The sequence below is a fragment of the Amycolatopsis sp. WQ 127309 genome (assembly GCF_023023025.1).
Classification (GTDB): domain Bacteria; phylum Actinomycetota; class Actinomycetes; order Mycobacteriales; family Pseudonocardiaceae; genus Amycolatopsis.
The window spans coordinates 8,907,116-8,925,447 of sequence record NZ_CP095481.1 but is presented as its reverse complement, the minus strand read 5'-3'; the positions used below and the strand labels follow the sequence as shown (position 1 = coordinate 8,925,447).

General features: G+C 71.6%; 16 protein-coding genes and 1 riboswitch. Of the genes, 10 read left to right on the top strand and 6 right to left on the bottom strand.

The features are described from left to right. Positions 1-65 precede the first annotated feature (65 nt). From MUY22_RS39250 to ligD, 4 genes are all read left to right on the top strand, one after another. Positions 66-3,011: an AfsR/SARP family transcriptional regulator gene (locus tag MUY22_RS39250; RefSeq protein WP_247052241.1), complete on the top strand. Its 2,946-nt coding sequence runs from the start codon at positions 66-68 to the stop codon at positions 3,009-3,011. A gap of 98 nt (positions 3,012-3,109) precedes the next feature. Beyond that, a complete protein-coding gene (locus tag MUY22_RS39245) occupies positions 3,110-3,616 on the top strand; it encodes a hypothetical protein (protein ID WP_247052240.1) in 507 nt (168 codons plus the stop codon). A 105-nt stretch (positions 3,617-3,721) separates the two neighbouring features. Continuing rightward, positions 3,722-4,075 carry an SPW repeat protein gene (locus MUY22_RS39240; protein WP_247052239.1) on the top strand — a complete coding sequence of 118 codons (354 nt, stop codon included), beginning with the start codon at positions 3,722-3,724 and terminating at the stop codon, positions 4,073-4,075. Positions 4,076-4,171: 96 nt separating this feature from the next. Then, on the top strand, positions 4,172-5,056 hold the full coding sequence (gene ligD, locus MUY22_RS39235; RefSeq protein WP_247052238.1) for a non-homologous end-joining DNA ligase: 885 nt from the start codon (positions 4,172-4,174) through the stop codon (positions 5,054-5,056). Between the two features lie 7 nt (positions 5,057-5,063). Here the strand turns inward: ligD and MUY22_RS39230 are convergent, their stop codons facing one another. The 4 genes from MUY22_RS39230 to MUY22_RS39215 all read right to left on the bottom strand — a co-directional run bounded on the left by MUY22_RS39230 (position 5,064) and on the right by MUY22_RS39215 (position 10,657). Continuing rightward, on the bottom strand, positions 5,064-6,140 hold the full coding sequence (locus MUY22_RS39230) for a DNA polymerase ligase N-terminal domain-containing protein (RefSeq protein WP_247052237.1): 1,077 nt from the start codon (positions 6,138-6,140) through the stop codon (positions 5,064-5,066). A gap of 115 nt (positions 6,141-6,255) precedes the next feature. Beyond that, the gene (locus MUY22_RS39225; RefSeq protein ID WP_305879335.1) at positions 6,256-8,268 is read right to left on the bottom strand and encodes an ABC transporter ATP-binding protein; all 2,013 of its coding nucleotides are present in this window, start codon (positions 8,266-8,268) and stop codon (positions 6,256-6,258) included. Then, positions 8,265-9,998 carry an ABC transporter ATP-binding protein gene (locus tag MUY22_RS39220; protein WP_247052236.1) on the bottom strand — a complete coding sequence of 578 codons (1,734 nt, stop codon included), beginning with the start codon at positions 9,996-9,998 and terminating at the stop codon, positions 8,265-8,267. The genes MUY22_RS39225 and MUY22_RS39220 overlap by 4 nt, the downstream gene beginning before the upstream one ends. Beyond that, entirely contained in the window at positions 9,992-10,657 is a 666-nt protein-coding gene (locus MUY22_RS39215; protein WP_247052235.1) for a TetR/AcrR family transcriptional regulator, read from the bottom strand. Before MUY22_RS39215 ends, MUY22_RS39220 begins: the two co-directional genes overlap by 7 nt. Positions 10,658-11,080: 423 nt before the next feature. Here MUY22_RS39215 and MUY22_RS39210 point away from each other — a divergent pair, with 423 nt between their 5' ends. From MUY22_RS39210 to MUY22_RS39185, 6 genes are all read left to right on the top strand, one after another. Then, complete coding sequence (locus MUY22_RS39210; protein ID WP_247052234.1) at positions 11,081-12,343, top strand: sensor histidine kinase KdpD; 1,263 nt, start codon at positions 11,081-11,083, stop codon at positions 12,341-12,343. Beyond that, positions 12,340-12,777 (top strand): roadblock/LC7 domain-containing protein, encoded by a 438-nt coding sequence (locus MUY22_RS39205; protein ID WP_247052233.1) that lies wholly within the window; start codon positions 12,340-12,342, stop codon positions 12,775-12,777. The genes MUY22_RS39210 and MUY22_RS39205 overlap by 4 nt, the downstream gene beginning before the upstream one ends. 31 nt (positions 12,778-12,808) lie before the next feature. After that, positions 12,809-13,189: a DUF742 domain-containing protein gene (locus MUY22_RS39200; protein ID WP_247052232.1), complete on the top strand. Its 381-nt coding sequence runs from the start codon at positions 12,809-12,811 to the stop codon at positions 13,187-13,189. Beyond that, positions 13,164-13,784 (top strand): ATP/GTP-binding protein, encoded by a 621-nt coding sequence (locus MUY22_RS39195; RefSeq protein ID WP_247052231.1) that lies wholly within the window; start codon positions 13,164-13,166, stop codon positions 13,782-13,784. The genes MUY22_RS39200 and MUY22_RS39195 overlap by 26 nt, the downstream gene beginning before the upstream one ends. Positions 13,785-13,813: 29 nt before the next feature. Further along, on the top strand, positions 13,814-15,040 hold the full coding sequence (locus MUY22_RS39190) for a styrene monooxygenase/indole monooxygenase family protein (RefSeq protein ID WP_247052230.1): 1,227 nt from the start codon (positions 13,814-13,816) through the stop codon (positions 15,038-15,040). A gap of 84 nt (positions 15,041-15,124) precedes the next feature. Continuing rightward, entirely contained in the window at positions 15,125-16,036 is a 912-nt protein-coding gene (locus MUY22_RS39185) for a Ku protein (RefSeq protein WP_247052229.1), read from the top strand. A 320-nt stretch (positions 16,037-16,356) separates the two neighbouring features. On the opposite strand, the gene MUY22_RS39180 is transcribed toward MUY22_RS39185, so the two are convergent. Both MUY22_RS39180 and ahcY read right to left on the bottom strand, forming a co-directional pair. Further along, a complete protein-coding gene (locus tag MUY22_RS39180; protein WP_247052228.1) occupies positions 16,357-16,512 on the bottom strand; it encodes a hypothetical protein in 156 nt (51 codons plus the stop codon). Positions 16,513-16,638: 126 nt separating this feature from the next. Then, the gene (gene ahcY, locus MUY22_RS39175; RefSeq protein WP_247052227.1) at positions 16,639-18,099 is read right to left on the bottom strand and encodes an adenosylhomocysteinase; all 1,461 of its coding nucleotides are present in this window, start codon (positions 18,097-18,099) and stop codon (positions 16,639-16,641) included. A gap of 151 nt (positions 18,100-18,250) precedes the next feature. Then, positions 18,251-18,328, bottom strand: a riboswitch (S-adenosyl-L-homocysteine riboswitch). Positions 18,329-18,332: the final 4 nt, after the last annotated feature.

The following is an 18,332-nucleotide window of genomic DNA, read 5'->3' as shown; positions in this document are numbered from 1 at the left end:
GATGGCCCCGGACGGCTAGGGTCAGCTCGCTCGATCAGGTGATCTCGCGGGTGGGGTGTTAAGCCGTGCGGTTCCAGGTCCTCGGCCCTCTGACGGCCGCCGTCCCGCTGCCTTCGGCGGCCCAGCCCCGGCGGCTGCTCGCCGTGCTCCTCGCGCGGGCCGGCCAGTACGTCGGCCGCGACACGCTGGTCGACGAGCTGTGGCCGGACGGCGCGCCGTCGAGCGCCGCGGCGATCGTCCAGGTCACCGTGTCCAAGCTGCGCAAGACGCTCTCACCCGGCCTCGGCGCCGCCGAGGCCGGGCAGCGCCTGCGCTCGGGTCCGCGCGGCTACGCGCTGGTCGTCGAGCCCGGCGAGCTGGACGCCGACGACTTCCTGACGCTGCTGGCCGCGGGCGCGGACGACCGGGCGCAGCGCCGCCGCGCGCTCGAACGGGCGCTGGCGTGCTGGCGGGGTGACGCCTTCGCCGACGTCGCCGGCGGCCCGCTGCTGGAGGCCCACAAGCTGTGGCTGGAGGACCGGCGCTCGGCGGCCCTGCTGCAGCTGGTCGAGCTGGAACTCGCCGACGGCGACGGCGGGGCCGTGGTCGAACGCCTGGATCCGGTCGTCGCGGCCCGGCCCGCCGACGAACGCTTCGCCGGGCGGCTCGCGGACGCGCTCGGCGCCGTCGGCCGCCGCGAGTCGGCCCTGGAGGTGCTCCGGCGGACGCGCCGCGCGCTCTGGGAAGAGGCCGGTGTCTGGCCGAGCGCGGACCTCGTCGACGTCTACCGCCGGATCGCCGGCACCGAGTGGACGACGCCGGGGCCGCCCGCGCAGCTGCCGCCCGCCGTGCCCGACTTCACCGGCCGGACCGCCGAACTCGCCGACGTCGCCCGGGCTCTGCGCGGGCCGGCCCCGGTGGTGCTGCACGGCGCGGCCGGCGCCGGGAAGTCCGCGCTCGCCGTCCAGGCCGCCTGGCGGGCCCGCCGCCGCTTCCCCGACGGGCAGCTGGTCGCCTCGCTCGGCGGCCCGGCCGACCCGGCGACCGTGCTGACCGGGTTCCTGCGCCTGCTCGGCGCGACGCCGGCGGAGCTGGCCGACCGGGCGGGGCTGCCCGGGCTCTGGCGGTGCTACACCGCCGACCGGCGGCTGCTGGTGCTGCTCGAGGACGCCGCGTCGGAGGCCCAGGTCCGGGCCCTGTTGCCGAGCGGGCCGGGCTGCGCCACCGTCGTGACGTCGCGCCGGGCGCTGCCCGGGTTGTGCGGGGCCCACGCGGTCCCGGTCGCCGGACTGTCCACACTGGACGCTCGGACGCTGCTCGCGGCGATCGCAGGGGAGCCGCGGCTGCACGGGGAACCCGAAGCGACCCAACGGCTTCTCGGCCACTGCGCGGGCCTGGCCCTCGCCGTCCGGATCGCCGGTGCCAAGCTCGCCGGCCGGCCGCGGCAGCGCGTCGCGGAGCTCGCCGCGCGGCTGGCCGACGACCGCCGGCGCCTCGACGAGCTGACCGTCGGGGACCTGAGTGTCCGGACGGCCGTGACGGCGGCCCTGCGGGAGCGGCCCGCGGCCGACCGGTACCTCCTGCGGCTGCTGAACGCCTTCGACGGTCCCGTCCCGGACTGGTGCGTGGCCGCGTTGCTGGACAAGCCGATCGGCGAGGCGCGCGACCGGCTCGACGCGCTGGCCGCCGGGCACCTGCTGGTCCCGGCCGGCGCCCGCTGGGCGGTGGCGCCGTTCGTCCGGCTCGTGCTGGCCGAGGGCACCCCGCCGGAGACCGACCAGGTCGCGTTGCGCCGCGCGTGCGAGGTGACGCTGACGCTCGCCGAGCGGGCCCGCGGCCGGCCGGCACCCGGTGGGGCGAAGCCGGATCCGGCGACGGCGCGCCGCGTCACGGCCGACCCGGCGGGCTGGGCGGGCGAGGAGTCCGGCCACATCGCCGCTGCCGTCCGGCTGGCCGGCGCGCACGGCTGGCACGAGCTGACCGGCGGGCTCGCCGACGCCTGCACCGACCTGGCGGCCACGCCGTGGCTCGACCACTCCGCCCGCGCCGTGTCGGTGCTCGGGCTGGCCGCGGCGCGACGGCGCAAGGACCCGCACGCGGAGGCCGAAAAGCTCTTCACCCTGGGTTCCGTGCACTGGCAGCAGGGCCGGTGGCGGCAGGCGCGCACCTACTTCGTGATGGCCGAGAACCGCTTCCGGGTGCTCGACGACCCGAGCGGCACCGCCGCGGTGCTGGCCGCGCTCGCCGACGTCCACCTCGACAACGGCAACGCCCGGGCCGCGGAGACGGAGCTGCGGGAGGCCCTCGGCCTGCTGCGCGACTGCGGCGACCGCCGCGGTCAGGCGGCCGCGGCGGCGCAGCTGGGCTCGCTGGCCGAGGACGTCGGCGACGTCCGGGGCGCGGTCGAGAGCTTCGAGGTGAGCATGCTGCTCGCCCGCGAGTGCGGCGACGGGCGCTGGCACGACCAGGCCGCGAAGCGCTACGCCGACGTCCTGCGCCGCCACGGCGGCAGCGACCAGGCGGCCGACCTGCTCACCGGGGCCCTCGGCGGCGCCGTCCGCACCCGCGAGCGGCACTGGGAGGCGCACGTCCTGCGCAGCCTGGGCGACCTGCACGCCGAGGCGGGGGAGCTGGCCGACGGCGAACGCTGCCTGACGCGCTCGCTGGACCTGTTCGAGCAGATCGGGCACCGGCACGCCGCCGCCTACACCCACCGCAGCCTGGCCGACGCCCGCCGCCGGGCCGGTGACGCCGCCGGCTCGCGGCGGCACCTGCGGCTGGCGATGGGCGTGTTCCGCGAGCTGCGCGACCGCCGCGGCGCCGGGTACGCCCTGCTCAGCCTCGGCCGGACCCAGGCCGCCGACGACGCCGGGCCGCAGGCGGTCCGGCTGCTGCGGACCTCGGCCGACGTGTTCCGCGACCTCGGTTTCCCGCTGTGGGAGCTGCGCGCGCTGCACGAGCTCAACGCCGTCACCAGCACGTCACCGGAGCGGGAGCGAACTCGTGAAGTCTTGACGAAGATCAGGACCTGACCCGCCCGCGCCCGCCGCGCGCCCGCCCGCGTTTGGCGAAGTTATGGTCGGGACCTTTTGGCTGCCGCCGTCGGAACGACGTACCGAGGAGGCAAGTCATGTCGGGACAACGGATGCTCGTGCGGGCGGCGGTGGGGCTGACCGCTTCGGCCGCGGTGGTGTTCGCCACCATCGGGACCGCTTCGGCGGCGGTCGAGGTCACCAAGCTCAGCCAGTCGGCGGCCGCGTCACAGCTGTCCGCGGCCGGGGTGACCCACTCGTCCAGCGGCGGCTGCACCACCAGGTCGAACTCGACCTGCACGTCCTACGAGCAGATCAACCAGACCACGGTCACCGGCGTGATCACGCTGAAGCGGGCGAGCGGCTGCGCCGTCAACATCACCGGCGGCACCGAGGTCGGGCACGCGTCGGGCACCTACAGCCACTACAACGGCTACAAGGTGGACATCGCGCACAACAGCTGCATCGACAGCTACATCAAGAACACCTTCAGCTACGACGGCCTCCGCGGCGACGGCTACCCGCAGTGGAAAGCCGGCTCCGGCAACCTCTACTGCGACGAAGGCAACCACTGGGACATCACGTACTACACCTGCGGCTGCTGAACTTTCCCGGCCGGCGCCTGCCCGTGCTGAGGGCTGCGGGCAGGTCCCGGCCGGGCACGGTTACCGGGTGCGACGCCCGGGTACCTCTCCGGAAGGAGGTGCCTGATGACGTCGCATCGCATCGCCCCCGCGCCGGGCGTGGCCGCGGGAGTCGTGCTGCTGGCCGGGGTGTACCTGGTCCTGGCGCCGTGGCTCGCCCACTTCGGCGGGGCCGGGGTGCTGGCCCTGAGCAACACCGTCACCGGGCTGGTCCTGGTGGCCCTGGCGATCGCCCGCACGGCGACGCCGCGGGTGCGCCGGCTGACCTGGGTCGTCCCGGTGCTGGGCGTGTGGGCCGGGATCTCGCTCGTGGCGCTGCGGCCGACGTGGGTGACCTGGCCGTCGGCGGCCGCGATCGTCGGCAACGTCGTCGCCGCCGTGGTCGCGGTGCTGGCCGGAGTGGCGCTGACCCGGGTCTGAGCATGCTCCGAGTGGACGGTCCCGGCCCCGAAGGGCAGGCTCGACGCCGGAACGCGCGGGTGGACCGCCCGCCGCCGACCGGCCGAGGGAGGCCCGGTGGACCCCGACGAGATCACCACGTCGAACCCGGACAAGATCTTCTACCCCGAGGCCGGGCTGACCAAGGGCGACGTGGTCGCGCACTACCGGACCGTCGCCGAGGTGATGGTGCCGCACCTGCGCGGGCGGCCGCTCACCCTGCGCCGCTACCCGAACGGCATCGCCGGCCAGACCTGGTACCAGAAGGAAGCCAGCCCGAAGCTGCCCTCCTGGATCCGCGTCGAGGCCATCCCGCAGCGTGCGACGAGCGACGTCCGGCACGTCATCTGCGACGACCCTGAGACGCTGGTCTACCTGGCCAACCAGGCCGCGATCGAGTTCCACGTCTGGTCGTCCACTGTGGACGATCTGGAGCACCCGGACACGGTGCTGATCGACATCGACCCGCCCGGCGACGTCACCGTCGCCGACCTGCGCGCCATCGCACGGCTGGTCAAGAAGGTGTACGAGGCCGCCGGGCTCACCGCGTACCTGCAGGCCACCGGCGGGCGCGGGTTCCACGTCGTCGCGCCGATCGAGCCCAGCGGGACCTACGACGAGGTCCGCGAACTGGCGAAGGCGGCCGCCGAGGTGCTGGTGCGGCTCGACCCCGACCGGCTGACCACGGCGGTGCGGAAGGCCCAGCGCGGCGACCGCGTGTACCTCGACATCCTGCGCAACGGCTACACGTCGACGTTCGTGGCGCCCTACTCCCTGCGGGCCCGGCCCTCGGCCGGCGTCGCCACCCCGATCGACTGGCGCGAGCTGGGCAAGGCGGAGCCGGCCGGCTGGACGCCCAAGCGCATCAAGGACCGCTTGGCGCGCAAGGGGGATCCCTGGGCCGGGATGGCCGACCACGCGGCGTCGCCGGTCAAGGCGTTGAAGCTGCTGGAAAAGCTGTAGGTCGCGGTCACGTCCCGATGTGGCGCCAGGTCCCGTCCGCCTCGCCGGGGGCGTACTCGCTGTCCGCGCGCTTGGCGTAGATGCCGCCCAGCCCGTGCTCGCGCGCCGCGCCCAGGACGGCCTCGCCGTTGCCCTGGAAGTACTGGGGCACCTGCCACGTGCCACCCGAGAGCCCGAGGTCCGAGAGCAGCGACCGGCGCTCGACGTAGGGCAGGTCGAGCGTCGACCGGCCGTCGTGGTGCAGCACGTCGTAGGCGAAGAAGAACGCCGGCTTGTGCTTCATGATCCGCTTCGCGTCGTAGCCTTCGAAGCGACTGCGTTCCTTCAAGCCTTCGGGGTCCGGGCGGCCGTCGCGGACGACCACGATCTCGCCGTCCAGCAGGACTTCCGTCGAACCCAGGCTCTCGCCCAGCTTGTGCAGCTCCGGGTACCGGCCGGTGACGTCGGCGCCGGAACCGTCGTGCGCGGTGATGCGCCCGCCCGACACGCAGAGCATCGTGCGGTCGCCGCCCCAGGCGAACTCGTACGCCCAGTCCGCGTCGTCTTCGGGCTCGGGCAGCTCGCCCGGGACCGCCGTCATCGGCTCCAGGAACTCGGGGGCGTCCTCGTGGCCGTCCTCGGCCGGGTCGAGGCGGCGCAGGGTCCAGTCGCCCTCGTCGTCCGGGTTGTGGCGGTTCTGGAACAGGTACTTGCCGCTCGCCCGCGCGCCGTGGAAGACGACCTCGACCTTGTGGTTGTTCCAGTGCAGCGTCTCGTAGCGGCCGGTGTCCCAGATCGCCATCCAGCCGCCGCCGTACTCGCCCGCCGGGATCTCGCCCTCGAAGGAGAGGTAGTCCATCGGGTGGTCTTCGGTGTGCACCGCGAGCCGGTTGACGCCGGGGGAGAGCGGCAGGCCCTTCGGCACCGCCCACGACACGAGCACGCCGTCGCGCTCCAGCCGGAAGTCCCAGTGCAGGCGGCTGGCGTGGTGCTCCTGGATCACGAACAGGTCGTCGCCGCCCGGCTCCGGGGCGCCGTCCGGCCACGGCTCGGGCGTCCGGGAACGGTCGCGCTTGCGCCGGTACTCGTCGAGTCGGTCGGCCATCGCGGGACCGGCACCCCCACTTCGCTCGGAGGGCACCAGGTTACCGTCCGCCACACCGGGTCCCGCCTCCGGTCGTGCCCTCCCGGAGCGCGCCGGCTCCGGGAGGGCACGCGCGTCACTCCGTCTCGGCCATGGCCTCGGCGAACTGCGCCGCGTACAGCCGGGCGTAGGCGCCACCGCTGCCCAGGAGCGTTTCGTGGTCACCGTGCTCGACGATCTGCCCGTGCTCCATCACCAGGATGACGTCGGCGTCGCGGATCGTGGAGAGCCGGTGCGCGATGACGAAGCTGGTGCGGCCGGAGCGCAGCTCGTTCATCGCCCGCTGGATGAGCACCTCGGTGCGGGTGTCGACCGAGCTGGTCGCCTCGTCGAGGATGAGGATGACCGGCTTGGCCAGGAACGCCCGCGCCACCGTGATCAGCTGCTTCTCGCCCGCGCTGACCGTGCCGCCCTCGTCGTCGAGGATCGTCTCGTAGCCGTCCGGCAGGGTGCGCACGAACCGGTCGACGTAGGTCGCCGTCGCCGCCTCGATGACCTCCTCGCGGGTCGGGTCGTCCGCGCCGTAGGCGATGTTCTCCGCGATCGTGCCGCCGAAGAGCCAGGCGTCCTGCAGCACCATGCCGGTCTGGTCGCGCAGCACTTCGCGGTTCATCTTCGCGATGTCGACGCCGTCGAGCGTGATCCGCCCGCTGTCGAGCTCGTAGAACCGCATGAGCAGGTTGACCAGCGTCGTCTTGCCGGCGCCGGTCGGGCCGACGATCGCCACCGTCTGGCCGGGTTCGACCGTCAGCGACAGGTCGTCGATGAGCGGCTTCTCCGGCAGGTACCGGAACGAGACGTCCTGGAACTCGACGCGGCCGCGCACGACGTCCGGGCGTTCCGGGTTCGCCGGCTCCGGGCCCTGCTCCTCGGCGTCGAGCAGCGCGAACACCCGCTCGGCCGAGGCGACGCCGGACTGCAGCAGGTTCGCCATGCTGGCGATCTGCGTCACCGGCTGGCTGAACTGGCGCGAGTACTGGATGAACGCCTGCACCTCGCCGAGCGTCAGGCTGCCGGACGCGACGCGCAGCGCGCCGATCACGGCGACCAGCACGTAGCTCAGGTTGCCGATGAACATCATCGCCGGCTGGATCATCCCCGAGATGAACTGCGCCCGGAAGCTCGCCTGGTACAGCGTCTCGTTCTGCTGGTCGAAGATCGCCGCGGACTCGTCGCGCCTGCCGAACACCTTGACCAGCGAGTGGCCGGTGTACATCTCCTCGACGTGCGCGTTGAGCTTGCCGGTGGTCGCCCACTGCTTGATGAAGTTGGGCTGGGCCCGCTTCCCGACCTTGCCCGCCACGACCGCCGACAGCGGCACCGTGATCAACGCGATCAGCGCGAGCAGCGGCGAGATCAGGAACATCATGATCAGCACGCCGATCACGGTCAGCAGCGACGAGACGATCTGGGACAGCGTCTGCTGCAGCGACTGCGCCAGGTTGTCGATGTCGTTGGTGACCCGCGACAGCACCTCACCGCGCGGCTGGCGGTCGAAGTACTTCAGCGGCAGCCGCGCGAACTTCTCCTCGACCTGCTCGCGCAGGCGGTACACCGCGTGCTGCACCAGCGTCGTGGTCAGCCGGGCCTGGATCAGCCCGAAGAACGACGCGATGACGAACAGCGCCAGCACGGTCAGCAGGATCTGGCCGACCTTGTCGAAGTCGATCCCCACCCCGGGCACGAGGTCGACGCGGCCGTAGATGTCGGCGAGCGTGCCGTTGCCCTGAGCGCGCAGCCCGGCGACGACCTGTTCCTTGGTGACGCCCGGGGGCACCGCCTTGCCGAGCACGCCGGCGAGGATCGCGTCGGTGGCCTGGCCGAGGATCTTCGGCCCGATCACGGTCAGCGCGACGCTCGCCGCGCCCAGCACGAGCACGCCGATGAGGGCGGCCCGCTGCGGCGCCAGCAGGCGCAGCAGCCGTTTCAGCGACCCCTTGAAGTCCAGGGCCTTCTCCGGCGGCGCGCCGCCGGCCATCATGCGTCCCGGCCCCGCGGTCGCGGCGCCGGTGTTGCGGTGCCGCTCGGCGGTGGGCCGTTCCCCGGCCTCGGTGACGGCGGGTTTGGCCGACTCTTCCGTGGTACTCATGCCGCTTCCTGTTCGGTCAGCTGGGACAGCACGATCTCCCGGTAGGTCTCGTTGCCGTCCATGAGTTCGTGGTGGGTGCCGGTGCCGACGACGCGGCCCTCGTCGAGGACGATGATCCGGTCGGCGCCGCGGATCGTGCTGACCCGCTGGGCGACGATGACCACGGTGGCCTCGGCGACCTCCGGGACCAGCGCGCGACGCAGGGCCGCGTCGGTCGCGTAGTCGAGCGCGGAGAACGAGTCGTCGAACAGGTAGATCTCCGGCTTGTGCACCAGCATCCGGGCGATCGCGATCCGCTGCCGCTGCCCGCCCGAGACGTTCGTGCCGCCCTGGGCGATCGGCGCGTCGAGGCCCTCGGCCATCGCCGCGACGAAGTCCTTGCCCTGCGCCACTTCCAGCGCGTGCCACAGCTCTTCGTCGGTGGCGTCGGGGTTGCCGTAACGCAGGTTGCTCGCCACCGTGCCGGCGAACAGGTACGGCTTCTGCGGCACCAGCCCGACCGTGCGGGCGAGCAGGGCCGGGTCGAGGTCGCGGACGTCGACGCCGTCGACCTTCACCGTGCCCTGGGTGGCGTCCATCAGCCGGGGGATCAGGTTGAGCAGCGTGGTCTTGCCGGTACCCGTGGAGCCGATCACCGCTGTGGTCTCACCCGGCCGCCCGACCAGCGAAATGTCGCACAGCACCGGCTTTTCCGCGCCGGGGTAGCGGAACTCGACCCCGGACAGCTCCAGGTGCCCGTGCACCTTCCCGGGCCGGATCGGCGTCACCGGCGGGCGGACGCTGGACTCGGTGTCGAGCACCTCGCTGATCCGCTCGGCGCTGACCTCCGCGCGCGGCACCATCATGAACATGAAGGTGGCCATCATGACCGCCATCAGGATCTGCAGCAGGTAGGACAGGAACGCCGTCAGGGCCCCGATCTGCATGCTGCCGGAGTCGATGCGCTGCCCGCCGAACCACAGCACCGCGACGCTGGAGGCGTTCATCACCAGCATCACGATCGGGAACATCAGGGCCATCAGCCGGCCGACCCGCAGCGAGACGGTCAGCAGCTCGTCGTTGGCGACGTCGAACCGCGCGCGCTCGTGGGAGTCGCGGACGAACGCGCGGATGACGCGGATGCCCATGATCTGCTCGCGCAGCACCTTGTTGATCCGGTCGAGGCGGACCTGCATCAGCCGGAACGCCGGGCGCATCCGGGCGATGATCAGCCCGACCGAGACGGCCAGCACCGGCACGATGACCAGCAGCAGCGAGGAGAGCGGCACGTCGAGGTTGAGCGCCAGCACGATGCCGCCGATGCACATGATCGGCGCGGACACCATCAGCGTCAGCGTCATCAGCACCAGCATCTGGACCTGCTGGACGTCGTTGGTGGTGCGGGTGATCAGCGACGGCGTGCCGAACTGGCCGACCTCACGGGCCGAGAAGTCCTGCACCTGGTGGAAGATCCCGCCGCGGATGTCCCGGCCGACCGCCATCGCGGTGCGGGCGCCGAAGTAGACCGCGCCGATCGAGCCGGCGATCTGGGCCAGGGTCACCGCGAGCATCACGCCGCCGATGCCCAGGATGTAGTCCACGTCGCCCTTGATCAGCCCGTTGTCGACGATGTCGGCGTTGAGCGTGGGCAGGTAGAGCATGGCGATCGTCTGCACCAGCTGGAGGACGACGATCACCCACAACGTCTTCTTGTACGGGCGCAGGTAGGCGCGCAGGAGCTTGACTAGCACAACGGTTCCCCCAGTGTGGTGGTGTTCGGTTCGGGATTCGGTGCGGTGCCGGCGCCGGTCAGGGCCGGCATGCCGGTGGCGAGCTCGTCCAGCAGCCGTTCCAGGGTCGGCAGGAACGGTTCGCCCTCGCTCATGAACCAGTGGACGAAGGCGACCCGGACCGCGCTTTCCACCGACGAGGCCATCAGCCGGCACAACAGGAGGTCCGCGCCGCCCGCCCGCTTCGCGATGGTCTCGGCGAGGACGCGCTCGACCGCCGCGTGGGCGTTGAGGAACTCCCCGCGCAGCATCAGCTGCCCCATCAGCTCCCGGAGACGCACAACATACGCGCGATCCGGCTCGCCCTCACGTGAATATTGCTCGACCACGGCCTGCTTGACGGCCTCCCACAGCGGCTCGCCCTCGGGCCGCCCGAGCAGCGCCTCGTGCATCCCCTCGTGGCGGTCGACGACCATCGAGCAGACCGCTTGCTCCTTGCTGGAGAAGTAGTTGTTGAATGTCCGCGGGGACACCCCGACCTCGGTCGCGATGTCCTCCACCTTGACGTTCTCCAGTCCCCGATCCAGGGCGAGCCGCAGCGCGGCCTGGGCCAGGGCCCGGCGGGCTTCGCGCTTCTTGCGCTCCCGCAGGGTCAGCTTGGGTGGGTCGTGCGACGGCATGGGCGGAGTGTAGCGAAAAAGTTGCGTGCCCCGCAAAAAAGTGCGGGCTACGCAAAATCCGGACGAACCGGACGGCCGCCTCGACGTCGGCCGGGCGGTCACCGCGCGGACCGGAGCGCCGGGGTGGCCAATGCGCCGACGACCGGGGTGGGCTCCGGAATCCGTTGTGTGAGCCCTTCACGTCCGCGTTATGAGCGGCCGTGTGCGGAGTGTCGCATCGTGCAACTTGCAAAATTGCACCGAATGGCCTAGTCCACTGCCCTCACCAGGACCAACGCCGCCGATCCGTGCTCACTGGACGCGATCGCGCGGGTACGGCTTGTGGACACATAACGAGACTTTCTGCTTGCATGTCCGTCGTCGCCGCCGGGGGTCGGCCACCGTCGCACCGAGACCAGACCTGAGCAGGAAGAGTGGGACCACATGGCGAGCCGGGCCCGGGAAATCCTGGATCGATCACGCGTCCTGCTGGACCGCTCGCGGGTCGCCGCCGCGCAGTACCTCACGGCGCCGCCGAAGCACCCCCAGGCCGACGCGCCCGGGTACGTCCCGGACGAGTACGCGGCCGGTCCGGCGATCGCCGCGCTGTCGCGGCCCGAGCCGCAGTCCGGGACGGGGCAGCCCGCGCTGGCCGAGATCTGCGCCAGCGTCGCCCTGCGTGACCTGAACCTGGTCGACCAGCTGCTCGCGCGGCTGGAGGAGCTGGAGGCGGGGGAGGAGGACCACCACCGCCTCGCCGAGCTCTACCAGCTCGACCACCTCGCCACCCGGCTGCGCCGCAACGCCGAGAACCTGCGCGTGCTGTCCGGGAACGACACCGGCGACGAGGCCGCGCGCGCCACGTCGCTGCTCGACCTCATGCGCGAGGCGATGTCCTCGATCGACCACTACGCCCGGATCACCATCGGCCGGGTCGTCGACCTCGGGGTCGTCGGCTTCGCCGCGGAGGACCTGGGCCGGGTGTTCGCGGAATTGTTCGACAACGCCGCCAACCAGTCGTCGCCGAGCTCCCCGGTGCACGTCAGCGCCCACCTGACCGAGCAGGGCAGCGTGCTCGTCCGGATCGAGGACGAGGGCATCGGCATCCCGCCCGAGCGCGTCTCGGGCCTCAACACCCGCCTGGCCGCGGGCGGCGACCTCGACGACGGCGCCGCGCGGCACATGGGCCTCGCCGTCGTGGCCCGGCTCTCGGCCCGCCACGACGTCACCGTCCGCCTCGACCGGCGCAGCCCGCACGGCACGGTCGCCACCGTGCTGCTGCCCACCGGCATCGTCACCGAGCTCGCCGAACGCGCGTGGTCGGGCACCCGCACCGTCACCGCCGAGCCGGTCGAGCCCGAGGGCACCGGCGAGCCGGTCGCCGCGGGCGGGCTGCCGCGCCGGCGTCCGGGCGCCTTCCCGCGGGAGGAGCCCGCCGCGCCGCTGCCGCGCAAGCCCGCGCCCCGGCCCCGGCCGGTCGAGCACGACGGCGGCACCACGACCAACGGCCTGCCGCGTCGCGTGCCCGGCAGCATCCGCGGCGCCGCGCCCGAACCGCCGCCGCCGGTCACGGAGCCCGCGTCCGCCGGTCACGACAAGCTGCTCGCGGACCTCGGCGCGTTCGCCGACGGCGAGCGGGCCGCGCTGAGCGAGCGCCACCGCGATCGCACCCCGCACGACGAAACGCCCGGAGGATCCACCTCGTGAGCGCACCGCACCCGGCCCCGGCGGACTTCGCCTGGCTGCTCGACGACTTCGTGCGCAAGGTCCACGGCGTCAGCCACGCGCTCATCATGAGCGTCGACGGCTTCCCGCTCACCGCGTCCGACTCCGTCGGCGAGGCCGAGGCCGAGCAGCTCGCGGCCATCGCCAGCGGGCTGCTCTCGCTGGCCGGCAACAGCGCGGCGCTGTTCGGCAAGGGCGCCTGCGAGCAGATCATCATCCGGCTCACCCACGGCTACTTCCTGTTCATGGGCATCGGTTCCGGTGCCGGGCTGGCGGTGCTGACCGCGGGGGAGGCCGACATGAAGGTGGTCGCCTACGAGATGACCCAGTTCATCACCAACGCCGGCCACGCGCTCACCCCCGAGGTGCGCGCCGAGCTGCGCCAGGTGCTGTCCGCGCGCCGGCCTCGGGTGTGATGCGGTCGTGCCACACAAGGATGTGAAGCCAGTGTCCACACGGGACAGTCCCGCCGACGCCCCGCTACCGCGCCGCAGCCGCCGGATCCGCGCGTACGCGCTCACCGGCGGCCGGACCAGCACCCGCCACCAGCTGCTGGTCGAGACGCTGGTTTCGGTGCCCCGCTACGACCCGTCGCTCGGCGACACGCTCATGCCGGAGTCGCGCGCGCTCTACGAACGCGCCCGGGTGCGGTGCTCGATCGCCGAGCTGTCGGTCGGGCTGGACCTGCCGCTGGGCGTGGTGCGCGTGCTGATCGGCGACCTCGCGTCGCAGGGCGCGGTCTTCGTCCACCCCACGGCGCACGCCTACCACCACGACACGAACGTGCTCGAGAGGATCCTTGATGGGCTCAAGCGGCTCCCCGTCTGAGGGCGGACTGCTGACGATCTCCGCGAAGATCGTCGTCGCCGGGGGCTTCGGTGTCGGCAAGACCACCTTCGTCGGCGCGGTGTCGGAGATCCCGCCGATGAGCAACGAGGCGTGGATGACCGAGGCCGGCGAGGGGATCGACGACGTCCCGCCCGGCGGCAAGTCGACCACGACCGTCGCGATGGACTTCGGCCGCATCACGCTGCGCCCGGACCTGCTGCTGTACCTGTTCGGCACGCCGGGGCAGGCGCGGTTCTGGTTCCTCTGGGACGACCTCAGCCGCGGCGCGCTCGGCGCCGTCGTGCTGGTCGACACCAGCCGGATCGACGAGTCGTTCGCGGCGATCGACTACTTCGAGAACGACTCGGAGCTGCCGTTCGTCGTCGCGGTCAACCAGTTCGAGGGCATGCCGGTGCACGACCTCGACGAGGTGCGCGACGCGCTGGCCCTCGACCCGAGCGTCCCGCTGATCACCTGCGACGCCCGCGACCGCGCCTCGACGATCGCCGCCCTGACCGACCTGGTCGGCCACACGCTGTCGCTGGCCGTCCTGTCGGGCCCGCGCGAGCTGGCCGGCAGCACCCCGCACGCCTGACCCGAGACCGACTGGAGGAGAAGAGCCGCATGCGCAAGGTCCTGATCGTGGGCGCCGGGCAGTCCGGGCTGCAGCTGGCCCTCGGCCTGTTGGGCAAGGACTACGACGTCACGGTGATGTCCGCGCGGACCCCGGACGAGATCCGGTCCGGGCGCGTGATGTCGACCCAGTGCATGTTCCACGACGCGCTGCGGCACGAGCGCGAACTCGGCGTGAACCTCTGGGAAGCCGAGGCGGTGGACGTCGAGGGCCTCGGCGTCTCGGTGGCCACGCCGGACGGCGACCGCGCGCTCGACTGGTTCGCCGAGCTGGACGACGTCGCCCAGTCGGTCGACCAGCGGGTGAAGATGGCCGGCTGGCTCGAGCTGTTCGAGGAGCGCGGCGGCAAGCTCGTCATCCACGGCGTGATGACGTCCGAGCTGGACGCCCTGGCGCGGCTCTACGACCTGGTCATCATCTCGGCCGGCAAGGGCGAGCTGGTGCAGCTGTTCGACCGGGTGCCCGAGCGCTCGCCCTACACCCAGCCGCAGCGCGCGCTCTCGCTGGCCTACGCCCACGGCGTGCACCGGCGCCCGGAGCACCCGGAGAAGGCGGCGGTGCGGTTCAACATCGTCCCCGGCGTCGGCGAGCTGTTCATGATCCCGGCGTACACGCTGAGCGGGAACTGCGACATCCTCTTCTTCGAGGGCGTCCCCGGCGGCCCGCTGGACTGCTTCGACGACCGGCCGGACCCGGCCGCCCACTTCGCGCGCATCCTCGACCTGGTGAAGCGGTTCGTGCCGTGGGAGTACGAGCGCTGCCGGGACGCCGAGCTGACCGACTCCAAGGCGACGCTGGCCGGCGGCTACACGCCCGTCGTGCGCAACCCGGTCGGCACGCTGCCCGGTGGCGCGACCGTGCTGGGCATGGCCGACGTCGTCGTGGCGAACGACCCGATCACCGGCCAGGGTTCGAACAACGCGAGCCACTGCGCGGCGACCTACCTGGACGCGATCGTGGCGCACGGCGACCGGGCGTTCGACGCGGCGTGGATGGACGCCACGTTCGAGCGCTACTGGGAGTACGCCCGGTACGTCACCGAATGGACCAACGCGCTGCTCCAGCCGCCGCCCCCGCACGTGCTCCAGATCCTCGGCGTCGCGGGGCAGAATCCGGCCGTGGCCCGGCGGTTCGCCAACGGATTCACCGATCCGACGGACTTCCGGCACTGGTTCATGGACCCAGCACTTTGGGAGAAATACCTGGCAGAGGTCTAGATCGTCGCCGCCCCGGGCTGTCGCCGCCGGGCATTTCGGGCTACGGTTGTTACGTAGCGTGAGTGCGATCGGGAGGTGCGTGGCATGCGGGCGATGTGGAAGGGCTCGGTCTCGTTCGGGCTGGTGTCCATCCCGATCCAGATGTACGCGGCCACGGAGAACAAGAACGTCGCGCTCCGGCAGGTGCACGAGGCCGACGGCGGCCGCATCCAGTACAAGCGGTTCTGCACCGTCGACGGCGCGGAGGTGCCCTACGCCGAGATCGCCAAGGGCTACGAATTGCCCGACGGCGAGATGGTCGTGATCACCGACGCCGAGATGGCCGAGCTGCCGCTGTCGTCGCAGCGCACGATCGACGTGCTCGAGTTCGTCCCGCTGGAGTCGATCGACCCGATCCAGTACGACCGGACGTACTACCTGGAGCCGCAGAAGAACGCGGTGAAGCCCTACATCGTGCTGCGTGACGCGCTGCACAAGTCGAGCCAGGTCGCCGTCGCGAAGGTCGCCGTGCGGCAGCGGGAGAGCATGGCGGTGCTGCGGGTGCACGCCGACGTCCTGGTGATGACGACGATGCTGTGGCCCGACGAGGTCCGCGAGCCCGACTTCCCGTTCCTGCGCGACGACCCGCCGCAGATCCGGCCGCAGGAGCTGTCCATGGCCGGCTCGCTGATCGACTCGCTGGGCGAGCCGGTGTTCGAGCCGGAGAAGTACCGTGACCACTACCGCGAGGCCCTCGAGGAGATGATCGAGGCCAAGGTCGCGGGGGAGCAGACGACCAAGCCCGCGGCGGTGACCGCCAAGGCCGACGTCGTCGACCTGATGGCGGCGCTGCAGGCCAGTGTGGACGCGGCGAAGAAGTCCCGCGAACCCGCGAAGCCCGCGAAAGCGGCCAAGACGGCGGTGTCCGAGGCGGCAGTGTCCGAAGAAGACACCGCGGACGAGAAGCCGGCCAAGAAACCGGCCGCGCGCAAACGTGCCCCGAAGAAGACCGCCTGACCCGACGGAGAGGCTGGCCCGACCGTCCGAACGGGATTCTTCCCGCGTGCGGAGACACGCCGCGAGGTAACCCGATCGTGTATGCATCTGTGTACACGGCCGGGGCGATGTGCTAACACTAACGAGGTCCTTCGGCTCTCCCTCCCCCTCGGAGCCGGAGGACCCTTTTCGTTCCCGTGGCAGTCCGTTGTGGATACGCCGGCTACGTCACGGCGCAAGCAGAGCTGTTGCCGCAGCGTAGCGGCCCCGGACGGCCGAACGGCCCGGCGCGGTCAGCATCGCTGCTGACGCGCGCCAGGCCGTTGGCGGGGGTCATGGGATCAGTACCAGTGCGCGCGGCCGCCGATCTTGCGGCCCGTGCCACCGAGGATGGCCAGCGCCACGCCGGCCACGGCCAGCACGATGCCGATCGTGTACAGCACCGGAATACCGACAATGAACCCGATGACCAGCAAAATAACACCGAGGACGATCACTTGACACACTCCTTCGCACGAGACCCGGCCCGGCTCCGTGCCGTCCGGGCGGATGCGCTCTCGAGGAGAGAATGGCCAGTTTCCGGGTGTCCCAAACTGCGGCAAATGGAGCAACTCTGAGAAAGGTCAGTATCGGTAGTGGTCGAGCTTGTACGGGCCCTCCACATCCACGCCGATGTACTCGGCCTGAGCCTTGGTCAGCTGGGTCAGCCGCACCCCGAGGGCGTCCAGGTGCAGCCGGGCGACCTTCTCGTCGAGGTGCTTCGGCAGCCGGTAGACCTCGACGGGGTACTCGCCGGGCTTGGTGAACAGCTCGATCTGGGCGATCGCCTGGTTGGTGAAGGAGTTCGACATCACGAACGAGGGGTGCCCGGTCGCGTTGCCGAGGTTCATCAGGCGGCCCTCGGAGAGCACGATGATCGCGTGGCCGTCGGCGAAGGTCCACTCGTGCACCTGCGGCTTGATCTCGTTCTTGACGACGCCGGGCAGCTTCGCCAGGCCCGCCATGTCGATCTCGTTGTCGAAGTGCCCGACGTTCGCCACGATCGCGTTGTGCTTCATCCGGCTCATCTGCGCGGCGGAGATGATGCCGAAGTTGCCGGTGGTCGTGATGAAGATGTCGGCGGTCTCGATGACGTCGTCCAGCTCGACCACGTCGAGCCCGTCCATCGCCGCCTGCAGCGCGCAGATGGGGTCGATCTCGGTGACCGAGACCCGGGCGCCCTGGCCGCGCAGCGCCTCGACCGCGCCCTTGCCGACGTCGCCGTACCCGCAGACGAGGACGCGCTTGCCGCCGATCATCACGTCGGTGGCGCGGTTGATCCCGTCCACCAGCGAGTGCCGGATGCCGTACTTGTTGTCGAACTTGGACTTCGTCACGGAGTCGTTGACGTTCATCGCCGGGAAGAGCAGCTCGCCGTCCTTGGCGAGCTTGTAGAGCCGCTTGACGCCGTTGGTCGTCTCCTCGGTGACGCCGCGGATCTCCTTGGCGATCCGGGTGAACCGGTCGCCGTCCTTGGCTACGCTGGCGCGCAGCGTCTCCAGGACGATCCGGTACTCCTCGGGGTCCTCTTCGGACGGTTGCGGGACGGCGCCGGCCCCCTCGAACTCGACTCCCTTGTGGACGAGCATGGTGGCGTCACCGCCGTCGTCGAGGATCATGTTCGGCGCCTTGCCGCCGGCGAAGGCGAAGAGCTGGTCGGTGCACCACCAGTACTCCTCCAGCGACTCGCCCTTCCACGCGAACACGGCGGTGCCCGACGGCGCGTCGACCGTGCCCTCGGGGCCGACGACGACCGCGGCGGCCGCCTCGTCCTGCGTGGAGAAGATGTTGCAGGACACCCAGCGCACCTCGGCACCGAGGGCGACCAGGGTCTCGATCAGCACGGCGGTCTGCACGGTCATGTGCAGCGAGCCGGCGACGCGGGCGCCCTTCAGCGGCTGCGCGGCGGCGAACTCGCGGCGGATCGCCATCAGGCCGGGCATCTCGTGCTCGGCCAGCCGCAGCTGCGTCCGGCCGGCGTCGGCCAGCGCGAGGTCGGCGACGGCGAAGTCGAGTCCGTTGCGGCTCTGCAGTTTCTCGCTCATTCTTGCGTTCTCTCCGGAATCGGTGTGTTTCGACAAAAGGGCAGCACAAAATACGGCACGGCGAGTGCCGGGAGGCAGGGTGGCGTCGAGCTAGCCGCGGCCGCGCGGGGCCGGGTTTGCTTGCCGGGTATACAAAAAAGGCACCTCCCACAGTGGGAGGCGCCCTTGGGTCCGTGATCCCCGGGCCGAGCGTGGCGGAAGAAGATCCGTCGCAGCGCCTCTCGGCCCGGAAA